Below are 26,464 nucleotides of genomic sequence, written 5' to 3'. Positions count from 1 at the left end.
GAATCCTTCAGGCCGTGGGGGAGTCGGAGGTGAGTGCCGGGTCGGCGTCGGAGGTGGGCGTCGTGGCCTCGGGGTAGCGGCGCGGCGTCCACGCGACGAGTTCGCCACCGTCGGGAGCCGCGGCGCCGACGGAGCCCGCACCGCCGTGGCGGTGGTCGACACGGGTCTGGCTCGACCCGACGACGAGCATCGTGCGCATGTCGACGACCTCCGGGTCGAGGTCGTCGAGGGTCGTCACGGTGACGCGCTGACCCTCGGGGTCGCCGACGGCGCGGGCGACGATCACCGGCGTCTCGGGCGCGTGGATCGCGAGGAGGTCCTCGCGGATCTGCGCGACCTGGCTGCGCCGCTCCTTGCTCGCCGGGTTGTACATCGCGATGACGAGGTCGGCCCGGGCCGCGGCCTGCACCCGCTCCCGGACGACGTCGAACGGCTTGAGCCGGTCGGACAGCGAGATCGTCGCGTAGTCGTGGCCGAGCGGCGCACCGACGACCGAGGCGACCGCGTGCGAGGCGGTCATGCCCGGCACGACCCGCACCGGGACGCGGGAGTACCGCTCCTCGCCGGCAACCTCGAGGACCGCCGTCGCCATGCCGAACACGCCCGCATCGCCCGAGCTCACGACGACGACCCGGTGGCCGCGCATCGCGAGATCGAGGGCGAACTCGGCCCGCTCGGACTCGACCTTGTTGTCGCTGTCGTGCTTGACGAGACCGGGGCGCTCGGGCACGCGACTCACGTACGTCGTGTAGCCGACGATGTCCGTCGCCCGGGCGAGTGCCTCCTGCGCCTGCGGTGTGCGCCACTCGTCCCCGGCCGGGCCGAGCCCGATGACCTCGACGTATCCGCCCTCGGCGGGCGTTCCGGCCTCGGTCGACGGTGACGGCGACGGCGCCGACGTGGACGCCGTGTTCTCCGTGGCCGCCGCGCTGACGGCGGGAGTGGTCGTCGCGGAATCCCCTTCGGCGCGTGCGGCGCTCGGCATCCACGGCGCCGCGCCGACGCGGCTCGGGATCACGGCGAGGGAGAAGTACGGCACCTGTTCGGGGTCGACCTCGTGCAGCGGCATGACGTGCTGACGCTCGCCCATGGAGACGCGTTCGGCGTACCAGGCGTCGTCGAGGCGACCGGCCTCCTCGATCGCCTGACGCACGGCGCCGAAGGTGCGGCCGAGCTTCATGACCACGGCGCAGTCGGTGGAACGGAGCACCTCGACGAGACGGTCCTGCGGCAGCGTGCCGGGGACGACCGTGAGGAGTTCGGTGTCCTCCACCAGGGGGCGCCCGAGCGCGGCACCGCTCGCCGTGACGGAGCTGATGCCGGGGATGACGGTCGTCGGATAGCGGTCGGCGAGACGTTCGTGCATGTGCTGGTAGGAGCTGTACATGAACGGGTCGCCCTCGGCGAGGAGCGCGACGGTGCGGCCCACGTCGAGGTGGGCGGCGAGGCGGGAGGCGGCCTCGGTGTAGAAGTCGTCCATCGCGCCGCGGTAGCCGCCAGGGTGGTCGGTCGTGCCCGTCGTCACGGGGTATTGGAGGACCTCCTCGATCTGGCCCTCACGGAGGTACTCCGCGACGATGCCCCGAGCGTTCGACGGGCCCTTCGTGCCGCGGTGGTAGGCGACGACGTCGGCCGTGCGGATCGCGTCGACCGCGGCGATCGTGAGCAGCCGCGGGTCACCCGGGCCGACACCGACACCGAGGAGACGACCGGTCGTGGTGGCGGGGGCGGGGGCGCTCATGGGGACACTCGATTCGTGGGGCGAGGGGTGGGCGGGATCGGGCATGGGGTCGGTCACTCGGCCGGGGAGGCGAGGGCGTTGAGGGCGCCGCACGTGATCGCGGAACCGCCGCGGCGGCCGCGGACGGTGATGTACTCGAGGCCGAGGTCGTTCTCGACGAGCGCCTCCTTCGACTCGGCGGCGCCGATGAACCCGACGGGGATACCGAGGACGACCGCGGGCCGCCACGGCGAGTCGTGGAGCAGGTCGAGGAGGTGGAAGAGGGCCGTGGGGGCGTTGCCGAACGCGAGGACGGCGCCGTCGATGCGTTCGCCCCACATCTGCACGGCGGCGGCGGTGCGCGTGTTGCCGATCTCGCGGGCGAGCTCGGCGACGCCAGGGTTGCGCAGGAGGCAGATCACCTCGTTGTCGGCCGGGAGGCGCTTGCGGGTCACGCCGCTCGCGACCATGTTGACGTCACAGAGGATCGGCGCGCCCGCCCGCAGCGCGGCCTGCGCGGCGTCGGTGGCTCCGGGGGAGAACACGATGTCCTCGGCGAGGTCGACCTCACCGGCGGCGTGGATCATGCGGACCGCGACGCGCTCCTCGTCGGGCGTGAACCGGGCGAGGTCGGCCTCGGCGCGGATCGTCGCGAAGGAGCGGCGGTAGATCTCGGCGCCGTCGGTGATGTAGTCGTACACGTCTCGTCCTTGTCGTGGTCGTCGGCAGGGGGTGTCGGCGGGGTGTCGGCCGGGCGGGGGGCCTGTGGTGGTCGGTCAGCGGGCGGCGAGGAGGCTACCGAGGTCGTCCTGCCCCTGCGGAAGTGGTGCGCCGGTCGCGGGGGATCCGTCGGCGTGACCGGTGGCGTACTCGTCGGCGCCGGCGACGGCCTCGAGGTGCGCGCGTCGCGGGTGGCCGCAGCGTCGGTCGCAGCCGCTCACGTGGAGGGGGAGGCGTTCGTCCTGCGGCGTGGGGTCGAGGTCGGCCGCGCGGAACGTCTCGAGCGCCGCGCGGAGGTCGCCCCGCACGTCGGCACGCGACTTCTCGCATCCGGGCAGGCCCGTGCACGCGCTCGCGCCGACGGCCGGGTCGGCGGGGTCGACGACGAGACCGAGCTCGGCGGCGCGGCCCAGGAGGGCGTCGCGTTCGGCGGTGTCGAGACCGGCGAGGAGGACGCTGCGCCACGGGGTGGTGCGGACCAGCTCGTCGCCCCGGCGCGCCACGTCGGCGAGTGCGGCCCACGTCGTGGCGGGCGCCTCGCCGAGAGGCAGGACGAGGTGGGCGGCGTGCTCACCGACCGGCCCGGGCGGGACGGGCGTGCCGTCGTGGACGGGCGCGGGAGTGAATCCGTCGTCGGGGATCCCCGCCGCGCCGGCACCGACGAGCGCGTCGACGATCGCGGTGACGACGTCGTCGGACGACCGCAGTTCGGCGAGGCGCCAGCCCGTCTCCCCGGCCGCGTCGCGGGCGTCGAGGAACGCGCACGCCGCGGTGACGAGCGCGCGGGGCACGTCCTGCGCGGCAGCGACGAGGACGGGCATGCCGCCGACGACGATCTCCGCGGAGTCGGGGGAGACCCACCGGGCGGCGACGTCGGGGGCGAGGGCGAGCACGTCGCCGCGGCCGTCGTCGAGACCGAAGAGGAACCGGCCGGACAGGTCGGCGGCTCGGGGCGTGTCGAGGAGGAGGGCGTCGAGGGCGCGGACGACGTCGACGAGGCCGTGCGTGTGACCCTCCCCGTCGAGACCGGCGGTGGGGCTGACGACGACGTTGCGGACGCGTTCGTGCGTCGTCGAGGGGAGGACTCCCGCATCGGCGAGGAGCGTGCCGAGTTCGGCACCGCCCGCCTCGGAGAGGCCCCGGATCTCGACGTTGCCGCGGGCGGTGAGGTGGATCGCGTCGTGGCCGAGCCGGTGCGCGGCGTCGGCGAGGACGTCGACCTGCGCGGCGGCGAGAAGACCGCCGGGCACTCTCATACGGGCGAGGCCCCCGTCGGCCGCGGGATGCAGGCGGATCGCTCCCGGGCATCGGTCGCCGCTGACACGGGTGGGCGGGTCGGTGCTCGTCACGTCGCCGAGCCTACTGGGACGTACCGGCGGGCGTCCCGGCTCCGCGTCCACGTCGGGACCTTCGTTCGGGTCCGGACGATAGGGCGGCCCCACGCACCCCTCGACGTCAGGGGGTCGTCGTCACCGCCGTCGCGCCCGGCCCGCCCTCGTGGGGGCCGGCGGGGTCGACGGCGTGCTTCTCCCGGTGGCGCACCTGCACCCAGATGCGGTGGGCGAGGACGACGGAGCATGCCCACGCCGCCCCGACGAGCAGACCGGCGAGGACGTCCGTCGCCCAGTGCGCGCCGAGGTAGACCCGGCTCAGGCCCACGCACATCGGGTCCGCCGTGCACAGACCGATCGTCGCCCAGCGCGCGATCACGTGGCGCGCGGTGATGACCGCGAGGTAGGCGACGAGGACGGCGAGCACCGTCGTGTTCAACGTGTGTCCGCTCGGGAAGGACGGGGACGTCTCGTACGGCGGCAGCATGAACTCCCGCGGGGGACGGACGCGGTCGGTGATGCGCTTGCCGACGACGGTGAGGCACAGCGAGCCGAGCAGGCCGGTGAGGAGGAGGACGGTCGGGGTCCAGTCACGCCGATGCCACGTGAAGAGGACGAGGGCGACGACGCCGAGCAGCGGTGTGCCGATCCGCCCGGCCATGCCGGTGAGTGCGACGGCGACGTCGGTCCATCCCGGACCCCGGGCGTCCACGGCCGCGTGCAGCACCGGCTGGTCGATGGCCTCGATCCCGTCACCGGCCGCGACGGCCTCGTACACCTCCACCGCCGAATGCGTCGCGAACGCCGCCACCGCGAGCAACGCGGCCACGACGAGGAAGAACGTCACGTGGGCGGGAATCCTCGCCCGACGCGCGGCATCGGCGGCCTGGGGAACGGTCATGCCCGCCATTGTCGGTGCCACACCTGAAAGTCCGATGAGGCGATGACGCTCTCCGTGGCCGGTCGCCACGTCAGGAACCGAGCGTGCGCCACCAGGCGTCGAGGCGGTCGGTGAGGGCCGGGCCGGTCTGCATCGGGAGCGAGTGGGTGGTGTGCGCCCACGTCTCGACGAGGCCGTGGGGGAGGGTACGGGCGCGGTCGGCGGCGCGGGTGCCACCCGCGAGGGAGTCGCGTTCGGCGAGGGCGACGTACACCGGCATCGTCAGGCCACGAATCGCCTTCTCCGACAGGGGCGTCGGTGTCGGTGCGTGACCGTCGTAGTGCTCGGTGGCCAGGGCGATCATGCGGCCGAGTGGATCGTCCGTGCGGACCTCGGCCACGTCGACCCCGCCGATCTGCGCGAGCGCGTGCTCCCGCCACGTCGCGGGAACGCCGGGCAGGGACGCCACGGTCGCCCACACGAACGTCGCCGGAGCCGGATACGCCAGGGTGAACGCGGGCTCGAGGAGGGTCAGGCTCGCCACCCGTTCCGGGTGACGGCTCGCATGCGCCGCCGCGAGGGCCCCTCCGAAGGAGTGCCCGACGACGTGGACGCGAGGAAGCGACGCCCCAGCGAGAGCATCCTCGATCCAGGCCGCTTGCTCGACCTGCTCTCGCAGGGGGACGGACTGTGTCGAGAGCCCTGCGTCCCCCACCGCGTCGAGGGCGTACACGTCGCGGTGTCGCCGCAGTTCACGAACCTGGTCGGCCCACATCGGCGTCCCCGATCTCATCCCGGGGAGGAGGACCACGGGGATGGGGTCGGTCGGTCCCGACCGATCGGTGCGCCGCCAGCCGTAGAGACGAGCGGTCCCGTAGGAGGTGGCGACGTCCTCGACGGTGTCGGGACGCGGCAGGGACCGCATGGCCTCCTCGTAGGCGACGAGATAGGCCGCTCGGCCCTCGACCGAACGCCAGGAACCCACGCCGTCGCCGCCGCGGAACGCGCCTCCGAGGGCCACTCCGAGCGCGAGAGCGAGAGCCACGGCGACGCCCGTCCTGACCATCGGGCCGCTGCGGCGAGCTCTGGGTTCCCTGCCCTCGGGAGGGGGCGTGGGCCGGTGCGGACGTATTGCTTTCACGATACGACTGTATTGCTAGGGTGTGAGTGTGACAAGGGACAGCACCAGCCGCACCGACATCGTCCACGGGGTCTGGGCCGTCATCGCCGAGTCGGGCCTCGACGGTGTCTCGATGCGGAGCGTCGCCCGCGCCGCAGGAGTGTCGGTCGGGCGCATCCAGCACCACTTCGGCAGCCGTGCCGACCTCGTCCGGGAGAGCGCCCGGGCGATGATCGGCGGGGCCGCGGCGAGCTACGCGCCGCCCGAGACGGGCACCGGCGCCGTGGACGCATCCACGGCGCGCCTCCTCGTCACGCATGTCGTCCCCGTCGCCCCGGACCAGCGGCGGGGAACGACGATCTGGCTCTCCTACCTCGCCGCGTCCGTCGCAGACCCCGTGCTCGCGGAGATCCTCGGCGAGGCCAAGCGGGGGCAGGAGGGCGCCGTCACACGGCTGCTCGTCGCCGACACCGGGGAGCCGGAGGCCATCTGCCGTGTGCGCGCACGTCGCCTCATCGCTCTCGCGGACGGACTGGCTTCGCGCGTGCTGGTCGGCGACCTCACTGCGGCCGACGCCCTCGCGGTGATCGACGACGCCTGGGCGGACTGACGCGCGCGCCGCGTCGAGGGAGCCCGTCGGGGCCCTGCCGCCGCCGGACTCCCGGACTCAGTGCGCGTGCCGGTGGTGGGCATCGGGGTAGTGGGGGTGGCGGTGGGTGAGGGGTGCGTGGGTGTGTTCGTGGACGTGGCGTCCGTCGGGGAGGACGGTGACGCAGATCCCGGGGGAGTGGTCGTGGACGTGATGGTCGTCGTCGTGACGGTGGGCGTGGCTGTGGGTGAGCCGCTCGTGCGTGTGCTCGTGGTCGTGCCGCTCGGTGACGTGGTGAGGACGATCGCACCCGCCGCGATGAGGACGAAGCCCGCGACGATGCGCCGATCCGTGCTCTCCCGGAACACGACCCAGGCCAGGAGCGCCGTGAAGATCCCCTCGGCGTTGAGCAGCAGCGACGCCTCCGAGGCGGGCATGCGCGACAGGTCGAGGAGAAGCAGCGCCGGCCCCACCACCCCGCCCGCGACCACGGCACCGGCGACCGCGCCCTGGTCGCGGCGAGCCAGACGCAGGCAGGGGCCCCGCGCCACCGGCGACATCCCCACAGCGCCAGCCCGGACGACGTGTACAGGATGCCCGCGAGCAACCACGGACCCACCCCGCCCAACAACGTCTTCGACGCCGGGGTGCCCGCCCCGAACAACACGGCGGCACCGAGCGCCGCAGCGACACCGGCCTGAGACGGGCGCCTCGAGGATGCGGTCACGAGGACGAGAATCGCCGCGCCGCGGGGCGGCACGGGGATCCGGACCGGCCCGGCGCCCGCCGACGACGGGACGACCGGCGCGAGTGACGACCAGAACTGTGGCCGGTGGGCACGGTGGATGCGGTGACCTGGGGTGCCGGGCGGGGTGCGTGACTTTCGGTCGTCGTTCGGAGTGGGCGGGCGTGATGCGCACAGGGCGAGGGGCTGTCGGGTAGGCCTCGAGCGGCCCCGGGTGCGGCCACCGTCGTGATCCCGGCCCCTCGGTGCCGCCCGGCAGATCACAGGGGGCGGACGTCGCCGGTGGTCGCTGTTAGCCTCGTGCGCGGGTCCGACGACGGGCCCGTCGAATCCGACGGACGGCACAGCGGAGGAAGCCGGTGAGAGCCCGGCACGGTCCCGCCACTGTGACCCCGGCCCGCGACGCGCGGCGCGGGGGAGTCAGGAACTCCGGTCGCCCGTTACGACCCCGCGGGGCGCGGACCCCGAGAGAGGCCACGATGTTCCTCCTGCTGTCGACCTCCGACACCGACCTGCTCAGCGCGCGCGCCGCCAACGACCTCGCCACCGGCGAGGGAGCCGCGGCGATCGAGTGGCGCTACGCCAACCCCGTCAAGCTCGACCGCCTGCACCTCGGCGTCGACGAGGGGGACGAGGCCGCCCAGGCCGCCTCCCGCCGCGCGCACCTCGCAGCCCAGCTCGACGAACTCCTCGACGGGGTCGACCTCGTCGTCGTCCGGCTCCTCGGTGGGCGCCGCGCGTGGGAGGACGGCCTCGACCTGCTCCTCGCGCCCGAGCAGACCCGCCCCGTCGTCGTCCTCACCGGTGAGCAGGCGCCCGACGCCGAGCTCATGGCCGCCTCGACCGTGCCCGTCGGGGTCGCGACGCAGGCCCACGCCTACCTCGCGCACGGCGGCGCCGCCAACGTCGCGCAGCTCGGGGCGTTCCTCTCCGACACCGTCCTCCTCACCGGTCACGGGTTCGCCGCGCCGCAGGCCGCGCCCGCGTGGGGCTCCCTCGGCTGCACCGGCACGTGCCTCGCCCGGCCCGCCGCGGAGCGTCCCCTGTGCGGCGAGCCGTCGTGCCGGGCCTGGTCCGAGACCGACGGCGCCGGGCAGGGCGATGTTGCCAGTGCCGCCGACACCCGCCCCGTCGTCGCCGTCCTCTACTACCGCGCGCACCACATGAGCGGGAACACCGCGTTCGTCCACGCCCTCTCCGACGCGATCGAGGCCGCGGGTGGGCGCCCCATGCCGCTGTACGTCACCTCCCTGCGCGAGCCCGACGCCGACCTCATGGCGACGCTGCGCCGCGCCGACGCCGTCGTCACCACCGTGCTCGCCGCGGGTGGCACCGTGCCCTCGGCCGCGCAGGCCGGCGGCAGCGAGGACGCCTGGGACGCGGGCGCGCTCGCCTCCCTCGACGTGCCGATCATCCAGGGGCTCGTCCTCGGCTCGTCCCGCCAGGAGTGGCTGGACAGCGACGACGGCGTCACCCCGCTCGATTGCGCCACCCAGGTCGCCGTGCCCGAGTTCGACGGGCGGATCATCTCGGTGCCGTTCTCGTTCAAGGAGATCGACGCCGACGGCCTGCCGCACTACGTGCCCGACCCCGAGCGGGCGGCACGCGTGGCGGGCATCGCCGTCTCCTACGGCCGCCTGCGCTCGACCCCGCCCGCGGAGCGTCGCCTCGCGATCGTCCTGTCGGCCTACCCCACCAAGCACGCCCGCATCGGCAACGCCGTCGGCCTCGACACCCCCGCGAGCGCGATCCGACTGCTGCACCGCCTCGCCGAGTCCGGTTACGACATCGGCCCGCTCGCGGGCGAGGGCTCGCTGCCCGGCGTCGAGTCGGGCGACGGCGACGACCTCATCCACGCGCTCATCGCCACCGGTGGCTACGACCAGGCGTGGCTCACCGAGGAGCAGCTCGCGCACAACCCGCTGCGCGTGCCCGCCGACCTCTACGAGACGTGGTACTCCCGACTGGAGCCGGAGCTGCGCGAGCTCGTCGAGGAGGCGTGGGGCCCCGCGCCCGGCGAGCTCTACGTCGACGAGCACACCGCGCAGCGCCGGGGCGGCAAGCCCGGCAAGTCGCTCATCATGGCAGGGGTGCAGGCGGGCAACGTCGTCGTCATGATCCAGCCGCCCCGCGGCTTCGGCGAGAACCCCATCGCGATCTACCACGACCCCGACATGGCGCCCAGCCATCACTACCTCGCCGCATACCGCTGGCTCGAGGCCCCCGTCGAAGAGGGCGGGTTCGGCGCGCACGCCGTCGTCCACCTCGGCAAGCACGGCAACCTCGAATGGCTGCCCGGCAAGTCCACGGCGATGGCGGCCACGTGCGGCCCCGACGCCGTCCTCGGCAACCTGCCGCTGATCTACCCGTTCCTCGTCAACGACCCCGGCGAGGGCACCCAGGCCAAGCGCCGGGCCCACGCCACCCTCGTCGACCACCTCGTGCCGCCGATGACCCGCGCCGACTCCTACGGCGACATCGCCAAGCTCGAGCAGCTGCTCGACGAGTACGCGCAGGTCAGCGTCATGGATCCGGGCAAGGCGCCCGCAGTGCGCCAGCAGATCTGGACCCTCATCCAGGCCGCCCGCCTCGACCACGACCTCGGCCTCACCGGCGAGCGGGCCCTGGACGACAAGCTCGACGACACCGACTTCTTCGACGACTTCGTGCTCCACGTCGACGGGTGGCTCTGCGAGATCAAGGACGTCCAGATCCGCGGCGGCCTCCACGTGCTCGGCCAGGCGCCGACCGGGGAGGCGCGGGTCAACCTCGTCCTCGCCATGCTGCAGGCCGCGCAGATCTGGGGCGGCGAGCACGCCCTTCCCGGCCTGCGCGAGGCCCTCGGTCTCGACGAGGGCCACAAGGAACGCCAGGCCACCGACGACGTCGAGGCCGCCGCCCGCGGGCTCGTCGAGGCGATGGAGGCCGCCGACTGGGCGACCGACGCCGTCGCCGACGTCGCCGCCCGCGCCCACGAGCTCGTCGCCGCCGGGGTGCGCGGCGAGGCCGGGGTCGGGGCGAGCCTCGACACCGACAAGGTCGCCGCGATCCTCACCTTCGCCGCCACCGAGATCGTGCCCCGCCTCGCCGCGACGACGGACGAGATCGACCGCCTGCTGCACGCCCTCGACGGCGGGTTCGTGCCGCCGGGCCCCTCGGGCTCCCCGCTGCGCGGGCTCGTCAACGTGCTCCCCACCGGGCGCAACTTCTACTCCGTCGACCCGCGCGCCATCCCCAGCCGCCTCGCCTACGAGACCGGCCGGGCCCTCGCCGACTCCCTCGTCGAGCGGTACGTCGCCGACCACGGCGAGCCGCCCGCCAACGTCGGCCTGTCGCTGTGGGGCACGTCCGCCATGCGCACCGCCGGCGACGACATCGCCGAGGCGCTCGCGCTCATGGGCATCCGGCCCGTGTGGGACGACGCCTCGCGCCGCGTCAAGGACCTCGAGGTCGTCCCGCTCGCCGAGCTCGGCCGCCCCCGCGTCGACGTCACGCTGCGCATCTCGGGCTTCTTCCGCGACGCGTTCCCGCACGCCACGGCCCTGCTCGACGACGCCGTCGCGCTCGCCGCCGCGCAGGACGAGGCCGAGTCCGACAACTACGTGCGCGCCCACGTCGAGGCCGACAAGGCCGCCGGCGTCGACGAGCGCGCCGCTCGCACCCGCGTGTTCGGATCCAAGCCGGGCACGTACGGCGCCGGGCTGCTGCAGCTCATCGACTCCCGCGACTGGCGCACCGACGCCGACCTGGCCGAGGTGTACAGCGTGTGGGGCGGCTACGCCTACGGGCGCGACCTCGACGGCGTCCCCGCACGGGAGACGATGGAACGCACGTACAAGCGCATCCGCGTCGCCGCCAAGAACGTCGACACCCGCGAGCACGACATCGCCGACTCCGACGACTACTTCCAGTACCACGGCGGCATGGTCGCCGCGGTCCGGCACCTCACGGGCTCCGACCCCGAGGCGTACATCGGCGACTCCACCCGCCCCGAGCTCGTCGCCACCCGCACGCTCCTCGAGGAGACGTCGCGGGTGTTCCGCGCCCGCGTCGTCAACCCCAAGTGGATGGAGGCGATGCGCGAGCACGGCTACAAGGGCGCGTTCGAGATGGCCGCGACCGTCGACTACCTGTTCGGCTACGACGCCACGACCAACGTCGTCGCCGACTGGATGTACGAGCGCCTCACGCGTGAGTACGTCCTCGACCCCGTCAACCGCGACTTCCTGGCCCAGTCCAACCCCTGGGCCCTGCACGGTATGACCGAACGCCTGCTCGAGGCCGTCGATCGCAAGATGTGGGCCGAGCCCGATCCCGAGGTGCTCGCCGAGCTCACGCAGGCGTATCTCGACGCCGAGGGCGACCTGGAAGGCGACGAGGAGGACGAGGAGCCCCCGCCGCGCCGCCGCCGCACCGACGCCGCGGGGGAGGAGCGCCGATGAGCAGCGAGACGACCTTCCCGTTCTCCGCCGTCGTCGGTATGGACGACATGGGGCTCGCCCTGTGCCTGTCCGCCGTCGCGCCCGGCATCGGCGGCGTCCTCGTGCGCGGCGAGAAGGGCACGGCGAAGTCGACGATGGTGCGTGCCCTCGCCGACGTCCTCCCTCCCATCGAGGTCCTCGACGGATGCCGGTTCGCCTGCGACCCGGTCGCGCCCGACCCCGACTGCCCCGACGCCGACCGGCACCGGGGCACCGGCCACGAGCGTCCGGTGCGGCTCGTCGAGCTCCCCGTCGGGGCGAGCGAGGACCGCGTCGTCGGCTCGCTCCACCTGCGGGAACTGCTCGCGAGCAGCCAGGTCGAGTTCGAGCCCGGTCTGCTCGCCCAGGCCAACCGCGGCATCCTCTACGTCGACGAGGTCAACCTCCTGCCCGACCACCTCGTCGACACCCTCCTCGACTCCGCCGCCATGGGTCGAGCTCGAGTCGAACGTGAGGGCGTGTCGGTCACCCACGCGGCGCGGTTCGTGCTCGTCGGCACGATGAACCCCGAGGAGGGCGAACTGCGCCCCCAGCTCCTCGACCGGTTCGGGCTCGCCGTCGACGTGGCCGCGAGCCGCGACGTCGACACGCGTGTCGAGGTCGTCCGGCGTCGTCTCGCGTTCGAGGCCGACCCCGCCGGGTTCGCCACCCGGTACGCCGCGAAGCAGCGCACGCTCGCCGGGCGGGTCGCCCGGGCCGAGGAGCTGCTGACCCACGTCGAACTCACCGACGAGGCCGTGCGGCAGATCTCGACGATCTGCGCCGAGTTCGACGTCGACGGCATGCGCGGTGACCTCGTCACCGCCCGCACCGCCTGCGCCCATGCCGCCTGGTGCGGACGCACCCGCGTGACGAGAGAGGACGTCCGCGTCGCGGCCCGCCTCGCCCTGCCGCACCGGCGCCGCCGGAGTCCTTTCGACGACCAGGGGGCCGACGACCTCGAGGACATCCTCGACGAGACCCTGGGGGAGGAGCCGCCCGAGCCACCGGAGGACCCGCGCGGTCCCGACGACGGGCCGGACGACGACCCCGACGGCCCCGACGACGACCCCGACGGCCCCGACGGCGGCGGCTCGCCCGATCCCTCCGAGCCTCCGTCCGACGACGCCGCGACGCCGTCCGAGACGACACGGGAGCCCGAGCCTCCGGCGGATCTGCCCGACCCGCCGGAGACGCCCGACCCCGACGCCCCTCGCCCACCCTCGCCCCCGGCGCAGGGCGGGACGCAGGGGACGCGCCCGGATCGTCCGTACCGGACCCGGCTCTTCGCCCTCCCGCACGCGGGTGCCGGTGTCGCCGGCCGCCGGTCCTCGGCCGACGTCGCGACCGGACGCCACGTCCGCGCCGTCGGCCCGAGCGACCCCCGCGGGCGCGGTCTCGCCCCTGCCGCGACGGTGCTCGCCGCCGTGACGCGTCACGCCACAGACGACGCCATACCGGGGGAGTCCTCGTCGGAGGACGTCTGGAGCCACGGTCCACCACGCGGCCGGACCGGCGCGATCACCCAGTTCTTCCCTCACCCTCACGATGACGTTGAAGGATTCGATGCCATCGGGGACCCTCGATCCCGAGTCGAGGTGCAGCCCTCTGACCTGCGACGAAGCGTGCGACGAGGCAAGGAGGGGAATCTCGTCGTCTTCGCGGTCGACACCTCGGGGTCGATGGGTGCCGCCGAGCGCATCCGGCAGGTGAAGACCGCGTGCGTCTCCCTCCTCCTCGACGCGTACCAGCGGCGCGACAAGGTCGCGGTGGTGACGTTCGCCAGACGGGAGGCGCGTGTCGTCCTTCCGCCGACGAGCAGCGTCGACCTCGCGCAGCGGCTTCTCGCCGACGTTCCCACCGGTGGGCGGACGCCGCTGGCGGAGGGCCTCACGAGTGCCTGCGAGGTGATCCGCCGCGAGCGCGTGCGGGATCCGCATCGGCGTGCGCTCCTCGTCGTCCTCACCGACGGCCGGGCGAGCGCGGGGGGCCGTACCGCCCTCCCGCGCGCTCATCGGGTCGCCGACGGGATCGCCGAGGACGCCGCCCGCACGGGGGCGTTCGGGTGCGTCGTCGTCGACTGCGAGTCCTCCCGCGCGGGGTTCCGCCTCGGCCTGGCCCGTGAGCTGGCCGGGCACCTCCACGCGGAGTACGTCGACCTCCCCGAACTCGGCGCCCAACTCCTCCCCGCCCGCACGGCCTGACCGTTCACGCGGCCGCGCGCCCCCCGTCCGGTGTCCGGGAGAGCACCTGACGCCATCGGACCGTGGGCGCTCACCCGAGGGACGTGCGTCCTCCCAGGAGCGGAGTCCCCGCTGTCCCCGCGGCGCTCGACGAGCAACCCCTGAGCGCCTCTCCCCCGGCCGACCGTGCCGTCCGGAGATCGGCCCGGCGCGGAGCGCAGAGGGGCGCGCGTGAACGTCACCGGCCCCATCGCCGCTCCCCGCACGTGGCACGGTCCGGCCGATCCTGTCGCCGAGGGGGCTGGTCGGGTTGGCGGAGTCCTTCGTCCACTGCTCGAGCCCGGAGGTGACGACTCCGAACCGGGGTGCGGCCTTGTTCGCGACGCGTGTGATGCGCGCGAGGGGAGGGCCGAGGGGCTTGTCCACGAGCCGTGCGGGGAGGTCGGACAGAGCGGGGAGGCGACCTGTGAGGGACTGCACCGCGCGGCTGCCGGCGCGGTCGGCGGTGACAAGACCGGAGCACATCCATCCCGGGGGCGGTGGCGCCCATGCGTGCGCCCCATCCGCTCGAGAGGAGGTTCCTCGCGGCGCCGGCCACATCGCCCGGCACCCCGGCCTGCCGGTACGTCCGACGGACGGCGCGAAGCCGATTGGGATCCACGGGGGAGGCGCCGCCGGTGCCGCGCGCCGCGACGATCTGCAGGCGCTCGGCGGCGTCGTTGACGACGTCGGCGACCGCCAGGACGTTGGCGGTGAGGCCGAGCCCGGGGGAGCACCGAGGCCATCTCGGCGTGATGCTGCTGCAGACGTGTGCCGTGAGCGCGCAATGCCCCGGCGACGGCGGTGAACGTCGTGGCGACACGGGCCATGGCAGCGGACGTCGGGTCGGCACCGAAAGGACGGACCAGGAGGTGGCCTGCTGCCCGTCCACCGCGGCGATCGCGCCGCCCGCCTGCGAGACCGCCCTGCCGAGGGCGGAGAGGGAACGGCCCCACGCTCGAGTTCCGGCGTCCACGTCGGCAGCAGCGCGGCGACGGCGGCCTCCACCCGCGGGTCGGCTCCGACGAGCATTGTGGGCCGCAGCGCACGCTCGTCTCCGCCCAGAGTGGCGAGGGTCGAACCGGTGGTGCCGAGCTCGTCGGGGTCGACGTGAAACGCCGAGGATGCGCGGGGTGGGGCGTACGGTCGGCAGCATGACGTCACGCCCGGTCGACCTGCTCGGGGGCGAGGTGTGGGTCGCAGACGGGGGACTCGCGACGCAGCTCGAGGCGATGGGACACGACCTCATCGACGCGTTGTGGTCGGCCCGGTTGCTCCACGACGACCCGGAGGCGATCGTCGAGGCCCACCTCCACTTCCTGCGGGCGGGGGCGCGGATCGTCACGACCGCGAGCTACCAGGCCACCGACGAGGGATTCGCCGCCGCCGGCATGGACGCCGACGAGACGACGCAATTCCTGCGCCGCTCGGTGGATCTCGCGCGCGAGGCCGTCGACCGGCACGTCGCCGACGGCGGCACCCGGGCGCTGGTCGCCGCGTCCGTCGGGCCCTACGGGGCGATGCTCGCCGACGGGTCGGAGTACCGCGGCCGCTACGGTCTCACCGTCGCCGACCTGCGCGAGTTCCACGCGCGTCGCGTCGACGTCCTCGCCGGGGAGGTTGCCGACGGCGGGGCGGATCTCCTCGCCCTCGAGACGATCCCGGACGTCGACGAGGTGGTCGCCCTCACCGACCTGCTCGGGGCGGCCGGCGTGCCGGGGTGGGTGAGCTGCACCGTCGAGGCGGGTCGGACCCGCGCGGGACAACCCCTCGCCGACGCCGTCGCCGCGGCGGCCGACACCGGCGAGGTCGTCGCGATCGGCGCGAACTGCTGCGCGCCGCGTGACGTGGAGGCCGTCCTCGACGCCGTCGCGACGGCCGGCCGCGGCCGACCCGCCGTCGTCTATCCCAACAGCGGGGAGGGCTGGGACGCCCGTGCCCGCACGTGGACCGGTACGGGGACCGACCTCGCCGCCCTCGCGCCCGGCTGGGTCGAGGCCGGCGCCCGCATCGTCGGTGGGTGCTGCCGCGTCGGCCCGGACCGCATCGCCGCGCTGGCCCGGGCGGTCACTAAGAGCACACGGGTGAACTGACCTCCCCGACGCCGAGTCAGAGCACGAAGCGGCGGACGACGTCCTGGAGGTCGGAGGCGCGGGCGGAGAGCTCGGCGGAGGTCTGCGCGGTGGTCTCCGCGGCGGCGTCGGTCTCGGCGGACGAGGCGACCGCGGCCGCGACCTGCTCGACGATGGCGGCGGTGAGGCCCGCGGCGGCGACGGCGTTCGCGCCCATCTCGTTCGTCGTCGCGTTCTGCTGCTCGACGGCGGCGGCGATCATGCGCTGGGTGTCGTCGATCGTGCCGATGACCTCACCGATCTCGGCGAGGGCGCTCACCGCGTCGTCGGTGTCGGCCTGGATGGCGCCGATGCGTTCGGTGATGTCCTCGGTGGCGGTGCTCGTCTCCTGCGCGAGATCCTTGACCTCGTTCGCGACGACGGCGAAGCCCTTGCCGGCCTCACCGGCCCGGGCGGACTCGATCGTCGCGTTGAGCGCGAGGAGGTTGGTCTGGCCGGCGATCTGACCGATGACGGCGATCACGTTCCCGATCTCGGCGCTCGAGGTGCCGAGCTTGCCGACGGTCGCGTTCGTGCGGCCGGCGACCTCGACGGCGTTCCCGGCGACCTGTGCGGCCTGGTGGGCGTTGTCGGCGATGGCGCGGATGGAGGCGCTCATCTCCTCGGTTGCGGTGGCGACGGTGTCACGGAGTGCGTGACCTCGGTGGTCGACCCGGCGATCTCCTCGAGGCGTCGGCGCGTCGTGTTCGACGACGTGCCGAGACGGTCGGCGACGGCGGAGAGGCCCGAGGACGACTCGCCGACACGGGTGCTCGCGTCCTGCACGGCGGCGATGACGTCACGCATGGAGACGCGGGCGCGTTCGATGGCGGCGGCGATCGCGTCGATCTCGTCGGAGGTGCCGCTCTCGCACGGGACGGTGAGGTCACCGATGCCGAGCGCCTCGATGCTCGTCTGCGCGGCGCGGATGCGGCGGATGAGGCGGGTGGCGACGCGGACGGCGGCGAAGATCGCGAGCGCGGTGAAGAGGAGGAGCGTGAGGACGACGGCGGCGACCGTGTCGCGGGCGCGGTCGGCGACGATTTCCCGTTGGCCCTCGATGCGGGAGGCGACGGAGTCCCCGAGTTTCCGACCGGCGGTGTCGATCGCGTCGTAGGTCGTCACGCAGACGCCCTCGTCGATGATCTTCGTGCCCTTCTCGAGGCCGGCGGGCGTGCCGGTGCGGAACGCGGCGACGGCCTCGTCGTCCCCGGCGAGGTAGGCGTCCCAGTTCGTCCGCATCTCCGTGAGGAGCGTCTTCTCCTCGGCGGTCATCGCCGTGGTGTCGATGCCGTCGAAGAGGGCGGTCGTCGCCTTGGCGGCCTCGACGAATCCCTCACGGTTGGTGTCGGGCCCGCCCTCGACGGCCTCGACGGGGCCGAGCTTGCGCGTGTCCCACGCGTAGAACCCCTGCCAGCCGTTCGTGTCGGAGTTGCCGAACCGCAGGTCCTGGACCTCGTCGCCGAGCTTCTCGAGCGTCGCGAGCTGCGTGTTCGCCTCGCGCATGCGGCTCACGTTGACGACGGCGACGGCGCCGACGATGACAGCCGCGAGGAGTCCGAGGAGCCCCACCGTGAGGATCTGGCGGAGGACACCCCGCCGGGACGTGCGGGACGGGGCGCCGGGCAGGGCGGTCGACATGCGCGGTCTTCTTTCGCGGACGGGAGGGACGCCGTCCTATCGGTCGCGGGGTGCCCGTCGTGAGTGGTTGTGCCGCACGGGGGAGGGCCGCGGGTCGGGGCGAGTGGACGCACCCCATGTCGAGCACGCCCCGCGTCGTCCCGCGCACCCCGCACCGCACCTCGTGTCGTTCGGCCCGCCGTCGGTCCCGTTCCACGCTCCGGACGCCGGTGCCCGGCCCCGACGGGGCGTCGGCTCCGCGTCCGTGTACGGGGTCGGACTCCTGGCCCCGCCCTGCGTCGGGCGCTAACGTCGGCCGGACGAGACGGCCCCGTCTCGTCACCGACCGATCGTCGTCCACGAGGAGAACCCATGCCCCAGGGAAAGCCCACCGTCGTCCCCGAGGACGGACTCACGACCCGTCAGCGACGCAACCGCGCCGTCCTCGCCGTCCACACGGGCCGGGGGAAGGGCAAGTCGACCGCCGCGTTCGGGCTCGCGCTGCGCGGCTGGAACCAGGGCTGGGACATCGGTGTCTTTCAGTTCGTCAAGTCGGCGAAGTGGAAGGTGGGGGAGGAGAGCGTCCTCACGCGCCTCGGGCAGCTCCACGAGGAGACCGGCGAGGGCGGCCCCGTCGAGTGGCACAAGATGGGCTCCGGCTGGAGCTGGACGCGGAGCAGCGAGGGCGAGGACACCGAGGCCCGCCACGCCGCCGACGCCCGTGAGGGGTGGGAGGAGATCAAGCGTCGCCTCGCCGGGGAACGGCACGACCTCTACGTCCTCGACGAGTTCGCCTACCCGATGAAGTGGGGCTGGGTCGACGTCGACGACGTCGTCGCCACCCTGCGCGACCGCCCGGGGCGCCAGCACGTCGTCATCACCGGCCGCGACGCCGACCCGCGTCTCATCGAGGTCGCCGACCTCGTCACCGAGATGACGAAGATCAAGCACCCCATGGACGCCGGCCAGAAGGGGCAGCGCGGCATCGAGTGGTGAGCGGCGCGCACGTCCGTCCGCCCCGCCCGCACGGCACAGGAGTGTCGGGGCGGGCGGGGCGGGCGGACGTGCGATGATCCCGACACGCACGGGAATCGGGAGGGCCATGAGCGGGTTCGTCCACTGGCTGGATTCACGTCAGCGCCGCCACCCGATCCTCGGCGGCCCCCTCGCCGTGCTCTACAAGTACTTCGACGACCAGGGCTTCTACCTGTCGGCGCTCATCGCGTTCTACGCGTTCCTCTCACTCTTCCCCCTCTTCCTCCTCTTCTCGACGATCCTCGGCTTCGCCCTCGAGAACGATCCCGCGCTGCGCACGCAGATCCTCGAGTCCGCCGCCCGGCAGATCCCCGTCATCGGCCAGCAGATCGAGACCCAGCAGCTGCGCGGCAGCGGCACGGCCCTCGCGATCGCCGCCGGCACGGCCCTCTTCGGTTCGCTCGGGGTGGCGCAGGCGATCCAGAACGCGATGAACGTCACGTGGGGCGTGCGGCGCAACGAACGTCCCAACCCCGTGACGAGCCGCCTCCGCAGCGTCGGACTCCTCTGCGTCCTCGGCGTGTTCGTCGTCGCGACGACGTTCATCTCGCAGGTCGGCGCGTTCCTCGACTCGAGCCTCCCCTGGGGGCGCGACACCTCCGGGATGTTCCTCGTCCTCGGTTCGTTCGTGCTCTCGGCGATCGCCTACGTCGTCATCTGCCGCTTCGGCACCGCGCAACCGCCGGCGGTCTCCGACCTCCTGCCCGGCGCGATCCTCGCCGCGTCCGCGTGGCAGGTGCTCCAGACCGGTGGGAGCGCGTTCGTCACCTCCGTCGTCGCCCGCTCCTCGGCGACGAACGGCGTGTTCGCCATCGTCCTCGGTCTCATCGCGTGGCTCTACATCGGCGCGATCTGCCTCGTCTTCTGCCTCGAGACGAACATCGTCTACGCCAAGCGCCTCTATCCGCGCTCGCTCCTCACGCCGATGACCGACCGCGTCGACCTCACCGAGGCCGACCGGGCCGCCTACTCCCGGCTCGCCCGCGCGCAGAGCCTCAAGGGGTTCCAGAACGTCGAGGTCACCTTCGACCACGACGGCCAGTACGCGAGCGCGTACCGCCGCCGCAAGGCCGAGGAACGCGCCGACGTGGAGGTCGACGAAGAGACCCCCGTCACCCGCATCCTTCGCCTCGGCGGCGGCCTGCGACGCGCCCTGCCGAGCTCCGTCGACACCCACTTCGACGCGCTCGCCGACCTGGTGCGGAAGCCGTTCTCCGGCACCCTGACCGACATCGCCACGCCCGACGAGGAGGACGGATCCCCCGCCGCGGGCGAGCGACGGGCCGCCGCACCGGCGGATCGCACCCGGCCCGGCCCCGGTACGCGACCGGCCGGCCCCGGCCCCGCCCCACGTGGGGACGGCGCCTCCGTGGACGACGCCGACGAGCCCCCGACGGCGACCGCCCCGTCCGCCGCCTTCGGCCACGAGGCCCCACGCGACGCCCGCGGCGACCTCGGGCGCGGCACCGCGGTCACCTCTGCCGTCGGGTCCGACGAGCGTGGAGAACCACGCCCGGCGCCGACCGCCGGAACGCCGACGTCGCCGCTGCCGTCGACCCCCTCACCGGCCCGCGGCTGCGCTCGTGGGACGGAGGTCACCCCCGGGGTCGAGCGCGCCCGTCGGCGTGGGGGGCGCTGATAGGCTCACCGCCGCCGACCCGCTCGGGACGGCACGTCGTCGCAAGGCCGACACCTCGGAGGAAACCGGTGCGACACCGGTGCGGTCCCGCCACTGTGACCACGACTCGACGGGTCGTGGGAGCCAGGAACTCCGGTCGGTCGTGAGCCGTTCGGGACGCGGATCCCGGAAGGAAGGCCGTCTCGTGTCCCCCTCATCCCAGTCCCCGCGCCCGGCGGACGACGCCGCCACCGGCGACGCCGAGACCCGTTCCGGCGACACGGTCCCCGTGTCCGACGTGCGCGCGTGGACGCTCCCGCGGGTCGTCGTGGCGGCACCCTCCTCGGGCAGCGGCAAGACGATGGTGACGACGGGCCTCCTCGCCGCCCTCCACGACAGGGGCGTGCGGGTGAGCCCCCACAAGGTCGGCCCCGACTACATCGATCCCGGCTACCACGCCGCCGCGTGTGGTCGTATCGGTCGTAACCTCGACGCGCACATGCAGGGCGTCGACCGCATCGTCCCCCTCCTCCTCCACGGCGCGCACACGCCGCAGCCCGCCGACGTCGCCGTCATCGAGGGGGTCATGGGCCTCTTCGACGGTGCCCTCGGCCGGCGCGGGTTCGCGAGCACGGCCCATATCGCCGAACTCACCTCGAGTCCCGTCGTCCTCGTCGTCGACTGCGCGTCGACGTCCCGCAGCATCGGCGCCCTCGTCCACGGCTTCGCGACCTTCGGTACCGGGATGCGCCTCGGCGGCGTCCTCCTCAACAACGTCGCGTCGCCGCGCCACGAGCGGGAGGTGCGCGCCGGGGTCGCCGACGCGGGCGTGCCCGTCCTCGGCGCGATCCCGCGACGCACCGACGTCGTCGTCCCGAGCCGCCACCTCGGTCTCGTGCCCGCCGCCGAACGCGCTCCCGAGGCGCAGTCGGCCGTCGCGGCGCTCGCGCGGCTCGTCTCCGAGCATGTCGACCTCGACGCGGTGCTCGACCTCGCCCGCACCGCACCGGATCTCGTCGACACCGCCCCGTGGAACCCGGCCGCCGAGCTGCGCGCCGCCGGGTGGCGCCCGGGGTCGCGCCGCGCGCGCGTCGCCGTCGCCGGTGGGGAGGCGTTCACGTTCTCCTACGCCGAGAACACCGAACTCCTCGAGGCGGCCGGCATCGACGTCGTCACGTTCGACCCCCTCACCGACGCCCTGCCCACCGGCATCGACGGGCTCCTCGTCGGTGGCGGGTTCCCCGAGGTCCACGCCGCGGCGCTCTCCGCCAACGTCGTCCTGCGGGAGCAGATCGCGGCGTTCGTCGCGGGCGGCGGCGTCGTGTCGGCCGAGTGCGCCGGGCTCCTCTACCTCGCGCGCAGCCTCGATGACCACCCGATGTGCGGGGTGCTGCCGATCACCGGCCGGATGACGCCGCGACTCACCCTCGGCTATCGGGAGGGCGTCGCCCTCGCCGACAGCGTCCTCGGCACCGAGGGCGCCCGCGTCGTCGGTCACGAGTTCCACCGCACCGTCGTCGAACCCGCCATCGGCGCAGGCCATGAGGACGTGCCCCACCGGGCGTGGGCGTGGCGCGACTCCGACGGCGAGACCCGCCGCGACGGCTGGGTCGACGGGTCCGTTCACGCCTCCTACCTCCACCTCCACTGGGCGGGCGCCCCCCGCGTCGCCGCGTCCTTCGCCGCCGCCGTCGGTGCCGGGGATCTCTCGTGACCGACCCGGTGGCCGCCTCCGGCGTCGGTGACGCCGAAGGCGCGGGCCCGTCGACAGGCGAGGGAGTCACGGGGAGGGCGAGCACACCCACCGCGACGGATGCGGCGGCGTCGGTGACCCCCGCGACCGGCGTGACCGCCACCGAAAACGAGGCTCAGGCCGTCGACGCGGCGCACATGGGCCTGCACCACCACGGCGACGTCGAGGCCCGCGGCATGCGGGACTACGCCGTCAACGTCGCCGTCGCCACACCGCCGGCGTTCCTCCGCGACGCCCTCGCGAGCGCCCTCGACGGCCTCGCCGCCTATCCCGACCCGGCCCCGGCGACGGCGCGTCTCGCCGCACACCTCGGGGTGCCGGAGGAGCGCGTCCTCCTCACGAACGGGGCGGCCGAGGCCTTCCATCTCGTCGCCCGGCTGCGGCCCTGGCGCCGGCCCGTCGTCGTCCACCCGCAGTTCACCGAGCCCGAGGCGGCGCTTCGCACGGCCGGTCTCGTTCCCTACCGGCACATCCTCCCCGCGCCGGGGTTCGCCCTCGACGCGGACACCCTCGACGCCGGTCCCGACGCGGAGGCCGACCTCGTCGTCCTCGGCAACCCGACGAATCCGACGTCCCGTCTCCACCCCGTCGCCGAGATCCTCCGCCTGCGACGCCCGGGGCGTCTCGTCGTCGTCGACGAGGCGTTCCTCGACGTCGTGCCGCGCGAGCAGGACACGGCACTGCGGCACGCCGCCTCGGGGGAGGGGCTCCTCGTCGTGCGCAGCCTCACGAAGACGTTCGGGCTCGCGGGCGTGCGGGCGGGATTCCTCGTCGCCGAACCCGAGATCGTCGCCGCCTGCGCCGCGCTCCAACCGCACTGGTCCGTGAACTCCCTCGCGCTCGCCGCGGTCGAGGCGATCTGCAGCGCGGACGGCGTCGCCCACACCGCTGACGTCACCGCACGTCTTTCCGCCGATCGCCCCCACCTCGTCGAGGGACTCACCGCCCTCGGCCTGGAGGTGTGCGGACCCGCGGCCGCGCCGTTCGTCCTCGCCCGCCACCCCCGTGCGGCCGAACTCCGCACGCGCCTCCGGGAGAGGGGGATCGCGGTCCGCCGCGGCGACACCTTCCCCGGCCTCGACGGCGAGTACGTCCGCATCGCCGTCCGCGGACCGCAGGAGACCGACGTGCTCCTCGCCGCGCTCGCCGACCTCCTCGGGGGTGGCACGGACGACGCGCAGGACGACGCTCTACCCGGCGCGCAGGACGACCACCGGGGCGACCCGCAGCACGACCCGGCGGGCGGCACCGCCGGTACGCCCGGCGACGCCACGCCACCCCCGGGGACGACCACGCCCGGCGACGATCGGGAGGACCGATGACGACACTCGCCAGCTCCAGGAACGCGCAGTCCGCGCCCGACGTCACGCCACCGATGTCGGAGGAGGCGCGCGCGGCGTTCGCCGAGGTCGTCGCGAACCGGCGCGACATCCGCAGCGGCTTCACGATGGATCCCGTCGACGACGAGGTGCTCCTCCGCGTCCTCTCGGCCGCGCACCAGGCGCCGAGTGTCGGGTTCTCCCAGCCGTGGGACTTCCTCGTCCTCCGTGACCTCGAGGCCCGCACCCGTGTCCAGGCCCTCGCCGCGGCCCAACGCGACGCCTTCGCCGCGTCCCTGCCGGGCGGGCGAGCGCGACAGTTCGACGGACTCAAGGTCGAGGCGATCCTCTCGACGCCCCTCAACGTCGTCGTCACGTGCGACTCCACCCGTGGCGGCCCCTACACCCTCGGCCGCCATGCCGACCCGCGCATGGCGCCGTTCTCGGTGGCCTGCGCCGTGCAGAACCTCTGGCTCGCCGCCCGCACCGAGGGCCTCGGCGTCGGCTGGGTGAGCTTCTTCGACCCCGACGAGCTCCGCGACGAGCTCGGCCTGCCCGACCACCTCGACGTCGTCGCCTTCCTCTGCGTCGGCCACGTCGACGAGTTCCCGCCCGCCCCCGAGCTCGCGCTCTCGGGCTGGGCCCGCCGCCGCCCCCTCGCGTGGGCGGTCCATCACGACACGTGGGGCGAACGTCGCCTCCCGGGAGGAGAACCCATGTCACTCGTCGACGAGACGATCGCGGCGATCGAGCCGCCGGACGAGTCGGCCCGCGAGGCCGCCCTCGCCCGCCAGGGCCGACTCATCAAGCCCGCGGGGTCGCTCGGGGAGCTCGAGGACATCAGCGTGCGCCTCGCGGGGATCACGGGGGAGTGCCCGCCGCCGGTGCCCGAACCCGCGGCGCTCGCGGTGTTCGCGGGCGACCACGGCGTCTACGACCAGGGCGTCACCGCCTGGCCCCAGGAGGTGACCATGCAGATGGCCCTCGGTGTCCTCGACGGGGGTGCGATGACGAGCGTCCTCGCGCGCGGCGTGGGTGCCGAGGTCGCCGTCGTCGACATGGGCGTCAAGGGCGACCTGCCCGAGCAGCCGGGCCTGCTCGTCCGCAAGATCGCGCGCGGCACGGCCGACATGACCCAGAGCCCCGCGATGACCCCCGAGGAGTGCACCCGCGCGATCGAGGTCGGCATCGACGTGGCCCGCGACCTCGTCGCCCAGGGCAACCGCCTCCTCCTCACGGGAGACCTCGGCCTCGCGAACACGACCCCGTCGGCGGCGCTCGTCGCGGCGATGACCGAGCGGCCCGCCGCCGAGGCCACCGGCCGCGGCACCGGCATCGACGACGCGATGCTCGCCCACAAGGCCCAGGTCGTCCAGCGCGCGATCGACCTTCACGGGGCGAGCCCCGAGGACCCGCGCGCCACCCTCGCCGCCGTCGGCGGGTTCGAGCACGCCGGTCTCGTCGGGTTCCTCCTCGGCGCCGCCGCGCAGCGCACCCCCGTCGTCCTCGACGGCGTCATCGCCCTCTCGGCCGCGCTCGTCGCCGCCGCCCTCGCCCCCGACGCGCGCGATTACTGGTTCGCCGCGCACCACTCCACCGAACCCGCCTGCCGGTACGCGACGGAGAAGCTCGGCCTGCGCCCCCTCCTCGACCTCGGGCTCCGGCTCGGCGAGGGCAGCGGCGCGGTCTGCGCCGTGCCGCTCGTGCAGGGCGCTGCCCGGGTCCTCGCCGAGGGCGCCACCTTCGAGGACGCAGGAGTGTCGGAACGCGATGAGTGATCTCCCCCCGCAGACCGTCGACCTGCTCCTCGCGGGACGTCCCTGCCTCGTCGTCGGCGGAGGTGGCCACGCCATCGGCCACGTCGGCCGACTCCTCCGCGCGAGGGCGCAGGTGACGATCGTCGCGCCCACCCTCGTCGCCGCCCTCGAGGACCTCGTCGACCGCGGCCTCGTCACGTGGCACCCGCGCGACTTCGGCACGACGGACCTCGACGGCAAGCTCGTCGTCGCCGTCGCGACCGACTCCCCGGACGCCGACGCGGAGGTCCACGCCGCGGCCCTCGCCGCCGGCGTGCTGCTCCTGCCCTCGGGCGCGGGTCGACGCGGCGCGTCCCCCACGGCCGGTGCCTCGGCCGAGGACGAGCGGCCGACCTCCACCGACGCCTCCCTCGACGTCGCTCGCGCCGATGCGACGCCCACCGATCCGGCAGCGCCGGGGCGAGGATCCGTCGTCCTCGTCGGCGGTGGGCCGGGCTCGCCGGACCTCATCACCCTGGCCGGCCGTGACGCCGTCCTCGGCGCCGACGTCGTCGTCGTCGATCGCCTCGCCCCCCTCGCGCTCCTCGACGACCTCGGCCCGGAGGTCGAGATCGTCGACGTCTCCAAGATCCCCCGCGGCCGGTTCACGCCGCAGGAGGAGATCAACGCCGTCCTCGTCGACCGCGCCCTCGCCGGCAAGCGTGTCGCACGGCTCAAGGGCGGCGACCCGTTCGTCTTCGGCCGCGGCATGGAGGAGCAGATCGCCTGCACCGCAGCCGGGGTGCCCGTCGAGGTGATCCCCGGCGTGACCTCGGCGGTCTCCGCGCCGGCGCTCGCCGGTATCCCCGTGACGCACCGCGGACTCGTCCAGGGCTTCGCCGTGATCTCCGGACACGCCGCCCCGGACGACCCCCGCAGCACCGTCGATTGGGACGCGCTCGGTCGCAGCGGCGTGACGATCGTCGTCCTCATGGGCGTCGAGACCCTCCCGCGCATCGCCCGCGCCCTCCTCGACGCGGGTCGCTCCCCGGAGACGCCCGTCGCCTCCGTCATGGACGCCGCGCTGCCCAGCCAGCGCACCTACGTCTCGACCCTCGGCACCCTCTCGCAGGGCGCGCCGGCCGAGGTGACGCCGCCGGCCGTCACCGTCGTCGGTGACGTCGCCGCCTTCGCCGACCCCGCCCGCTCCGGCCCGGACGCTAGGGTCGCCCCATGAGCACATGGACATGGCGGTGCGAGGACGCGAGCGGCAACCCCGTCGAGGACGACGTCGTCCCCACGACCGGGTTCCCCGGACAGGGCGAGGCCGAGGCCTGGCTGTCGGAGAGCTGGGTCGACCTCGCCGACGCGGGCATCATGCAGGTCACCCTCCTCGAGGACGACCGGGTCGTCTACGGCCCGATGAGCCTCGAGGCCGGCTGACGACGGGCCCCGACGAACCACGAGCGCCCCTTCCGCATCACC

At 74.1% G+C, this 26,464-nt stretch carries 18 protein-coding genes, 1 pseudogene and 2 riboswitches; of the genes and pseudogenes, 11 read left to right on the top strand and 8 right to left on the bottom strand.

From position 1 onward, the window contains the following. Window positions 1–7 precede the first annotated feature (7 nt). The 5 genes from cobJ to MOPEL_RS13185 form a co-directional block, all read right to left on the bottom strand. Window positions 8–1,741 carry a precorrin-3B C(17)-methyltransferase gene (gene cobJ / locus MOPEL_RS13205; protein ID WP_009483372.1) on the bottom strand — a complete coding sequence of 578 codons (1,734 nt, stop codon included), beginning with the start codon at window positions 1,739–1,741 and terminating at the stop codon, window positions 8–10. 53 nt (window positions 1,742–1,794) lie between these two features. Further along, window positions 1,795–2,421, bottom strand: coding sequence for a precorrin-8X methylmutase (locus MOPEL_RS13200; protein WP_009483371.1), 627 nt, complete (start codon window positions 2,419–2,421; stop codon window positions 1,795–1,797). Window positions 2,422–2,496: 75 nt separating this feature from the next. Then, a complete protein-coding gene (locus MOPEL_RS13195; protein ID WP_009483370.1) occupies window positions 2,497–3,789 on the bottom strand; it encodes a ferredoxin-like domain-containing protein in 1,293 nt (430 codons plus the stop codon). 106 nt (window positions 3,790–3,895) lie between these two features. Continuing rightward, the gene (locus MOPEL_RS13190) at window positions 3,896–4,672 is read right to left on the bottom strand and encodes a phosphatase PAP2 family protein (RefSeq protein WP_141631350.1); all 777 of its coding nucleotides are present in this window, start codon (window positions 4,670–4,672) and stop codon (window positions 3,896–3,898) included. A 70-nt stretch (window positions 4,673–4,742) separates the two neighbouring features. Next, entirely contained in the window at window positions 4,743–5,696 is a 954-nt protein-coding gene (locus MOPEL_RS13185; protein WP_009483368.1) for an alpha/beta fold hydrolase, read from the bottom strand. A 124-nt stretch (window positions 5,697–5,820) separates the two neighbouring features. On the opposite strand from MOPEL_RS13185, the gene MOPEL_RS13180 reads away from it, so the two are divergent. After that, window positions 5,821–6,381 carry a TetR/AcrR family transcriptional regulator gene (locus MOPEL_RS13180; RefSeq protein WP_009483367.1) on the top strand — a complete coding sequence of 187 codons (561 nt, stop codon included), beginning with the start codon at window positions 5,821–5,823 and terminating at the stop codon, window positions 6,379–6,381. A 284-nt stretch (window positions 6,382–6,665) separates the two neighbouring features. On the opposite strand, the pseudogene MOPEL_RS19030 reads toward MOPEL_RS13180, so the two are convergent. Further along, window positions 6,666–6,920: pseudogene (locus MOPEL_RS19030) on the bottom strand (EamA family transporter); the annotation flags it as partial. 535 nt (window positions 6,921–7,455) lie between these two features. Further along, window positions 7,456–7,534, top strand: a riboswitch (cobalamin riboswitch). 50 nt (window positions 7,535–7,584) lie between these two features. Here MOPEL_RS19030 and cobN point away from each other — a divergent pair. From cobN to mmuM, 3 genes are all read left to right on the top strand, one after another. After that, window positions 7,585–11,547, top strand: a complete 3,963-nt coding sequence (gene cobN, locus MOPEL_RS13175) for a cobaltochelatase subunit CobN (protein WP_009483366.1) — start codon at window positions 7,585–7,587, stop codon at window positions 11,545–11,547. Continuing rightward, window positions 11,544–13,769 carry a magnesium chelatase subunit D family protein gene (locus MOPEL_RS13170; RefSeq protein ID WP_009483365.1) on the top strand — a complete coding sequence of 742 codons (2,226 nt, stop codon included), beginning with the start codon at window positions 11,544–11,546 and terminating at the stop codon, window positions 13,767–13,769. The genes cobN and MOPEL_RS13170 overlap by 4 nt, the downstream gene beginning before the upstream one ends. 1,172 nt (window positions 13,770–14,941) lie before the next feature. Further along, window positions 14,942–15,880, top strand: a complete 939-nt coding sequence (gene mmuM / locus MOPEL_RS13165) for a homocysteine S-methyltransferase (RefSeq protein ID WP_040634536.1) — start codon at window positions 14,942–14,944, stop codon at window positions 15,878–15,880. A gap of 16 nt (window positions 15,881–15,896) precedes the next feature. Here the strand turns inward: mmuM and MOPEL_RS16165 are convergent, their stop codons facing one another. After that, window positions 15,897–16,517, bottom strand: coding sequence for a methyl-accepting chemotaxis protein (locus MOPEL_RS16165; RefSeq protein WP_009483363.1), 621 nt, complete (start codon window positions 16,515–16,517; stop codon window positions 15,897–15,899). Further along, window positions 16,514–17,539, bottom strand: a complete 1,026-nt coding sequence (locus MOPEL_RS16160) for a methyl-accepting chemotaxis protein (protein WP_009483362.1) — start codon at window positions 17,537–17,539, stop codon at window positions 16,514–16,516. Before MOPEL_RS16160 ends, MOPEL_RS16165 begins: the two co-directional genes overlap by 4 nt. 351 nt (window positions 17,540–17,890) lie before the next feature. On the opposite strand from MOPEL_RS16160, the gene cobO reads away from it, so the two are divergent. The 7 genes from cobO (at window position 17,891) to MOPEL_RS13120 (ending at window position 26,422) form a co-directional block, all read left to right on the top strand. Beyond that, on the top strand, window positions 17,891–18,514 hold the full coding sequence (gene cobO / locus MOPEL_RS13150) for a cob(I)yrinic acid a,c-diamide adenosyltransferase (RefSeq protein ID WP_009483360.1): 624 nt from the start codon (window positions 17,891–17,893) through the stop codon (window positions 18,512–18,514). 106 nt (window positions 18,515–18,620) lie between these two features. Further along, entirely contained in the window at window positions 18,621–20,192 is a 1,572-nt protein-coding gene (locus MOPEL_RS18175; RefSeq protein WP_009483359.1) for a YihY/virulence factor BrkB family protein, read from the top strand. A 58-nt stretch (window positions 20,193–20,250) separates the two neighbouring features. Further along, window positions 20,251–20,325, top strand: a riboswitch (cobalamin riboswitch). 51 nt (window positions 20,326–20,376) lie between these two features. Further along, entirely contained in the window at window positions 20,377–21,885 is a 1,509-nt protein-coding gene (locus MOPEL_RS13140) for a cobyrinic acid a,c-diamide synthase CobB (protein ID WP_009483358.1), read from the top strand. A 131-nt stretch (window positions 21,886–22,016) separates the two neighbouring features. Then, window positions 22,017–23,246 (top strand): Rv2231c family histidinol phosphate aminotransferase CobC, encoded by a 1,230-nt coding sequence (cobC, locus tag MOPEL_RS13135; protein WP_083841868.1) that lies wholly within the window; start codon window positions 22,017–22,019, stop codon window positions 23,244–23,246. Continuing rightward, on the top strand, window positions 23,243–25,021 hold the full coding sequence (gene cobT, locus MOPEL_RS13130; protein ID WP_141631349.1) for a nicotinate-nucleotide--dimethylbenzimidazole phosphoribosyltransferase: 1,779 nt from the start codon (window positions 23,243–23,245) through the stop codon (window positions 25,019–25,021). The genes cobC and cobT overlap by 4 nt, the downstream gene beginning before the upstream one ends. Beyond that, window positions 25,014–26,216, top strand: coding sequence for a uroporphyrinogen-III C-methyltransferase (gene cobA, locus MOPEL_RS13125; RefSeq protein ID WP_009483355.1), 1,203 nt, complete (start codon window positions 25,014–25,016; stop codon window positions 26,214–26,216). The genes cobT and cobA overlap by 8 nt, the downstream gene beginning before the upstream one ends. Next, a complete protein-coding gene (locus MOPEL_RS13120) occupies window positions 26,213–26,422 on the top strand; it encodes a hypothetical protein (protein ID WP_009483354.1) in 210 nt (69 codons plus the stop codon). Before cobA ends, MOPEL_RS13120 begins: the two co-directional genes overlap by 4 nt. Window positions 26,423–26,464 lie beyond the last annotated feature (42 nt).

The sequence above is a fragment of the Mobilicoccus pelagius NBRC 104925 genome (assembly GCF_000247995.1).
GTDB classification, from domain to species: domain Bacteria; phylum Actinomycetota; class Actinomycetes; order Actinomycetales; family Dermatophilaceae; genus Mobilicoccus; species Mobilicoccus pelagius.
This window is presented reverse-complemented; position numbering and strand designations above follow the sequence as displayed.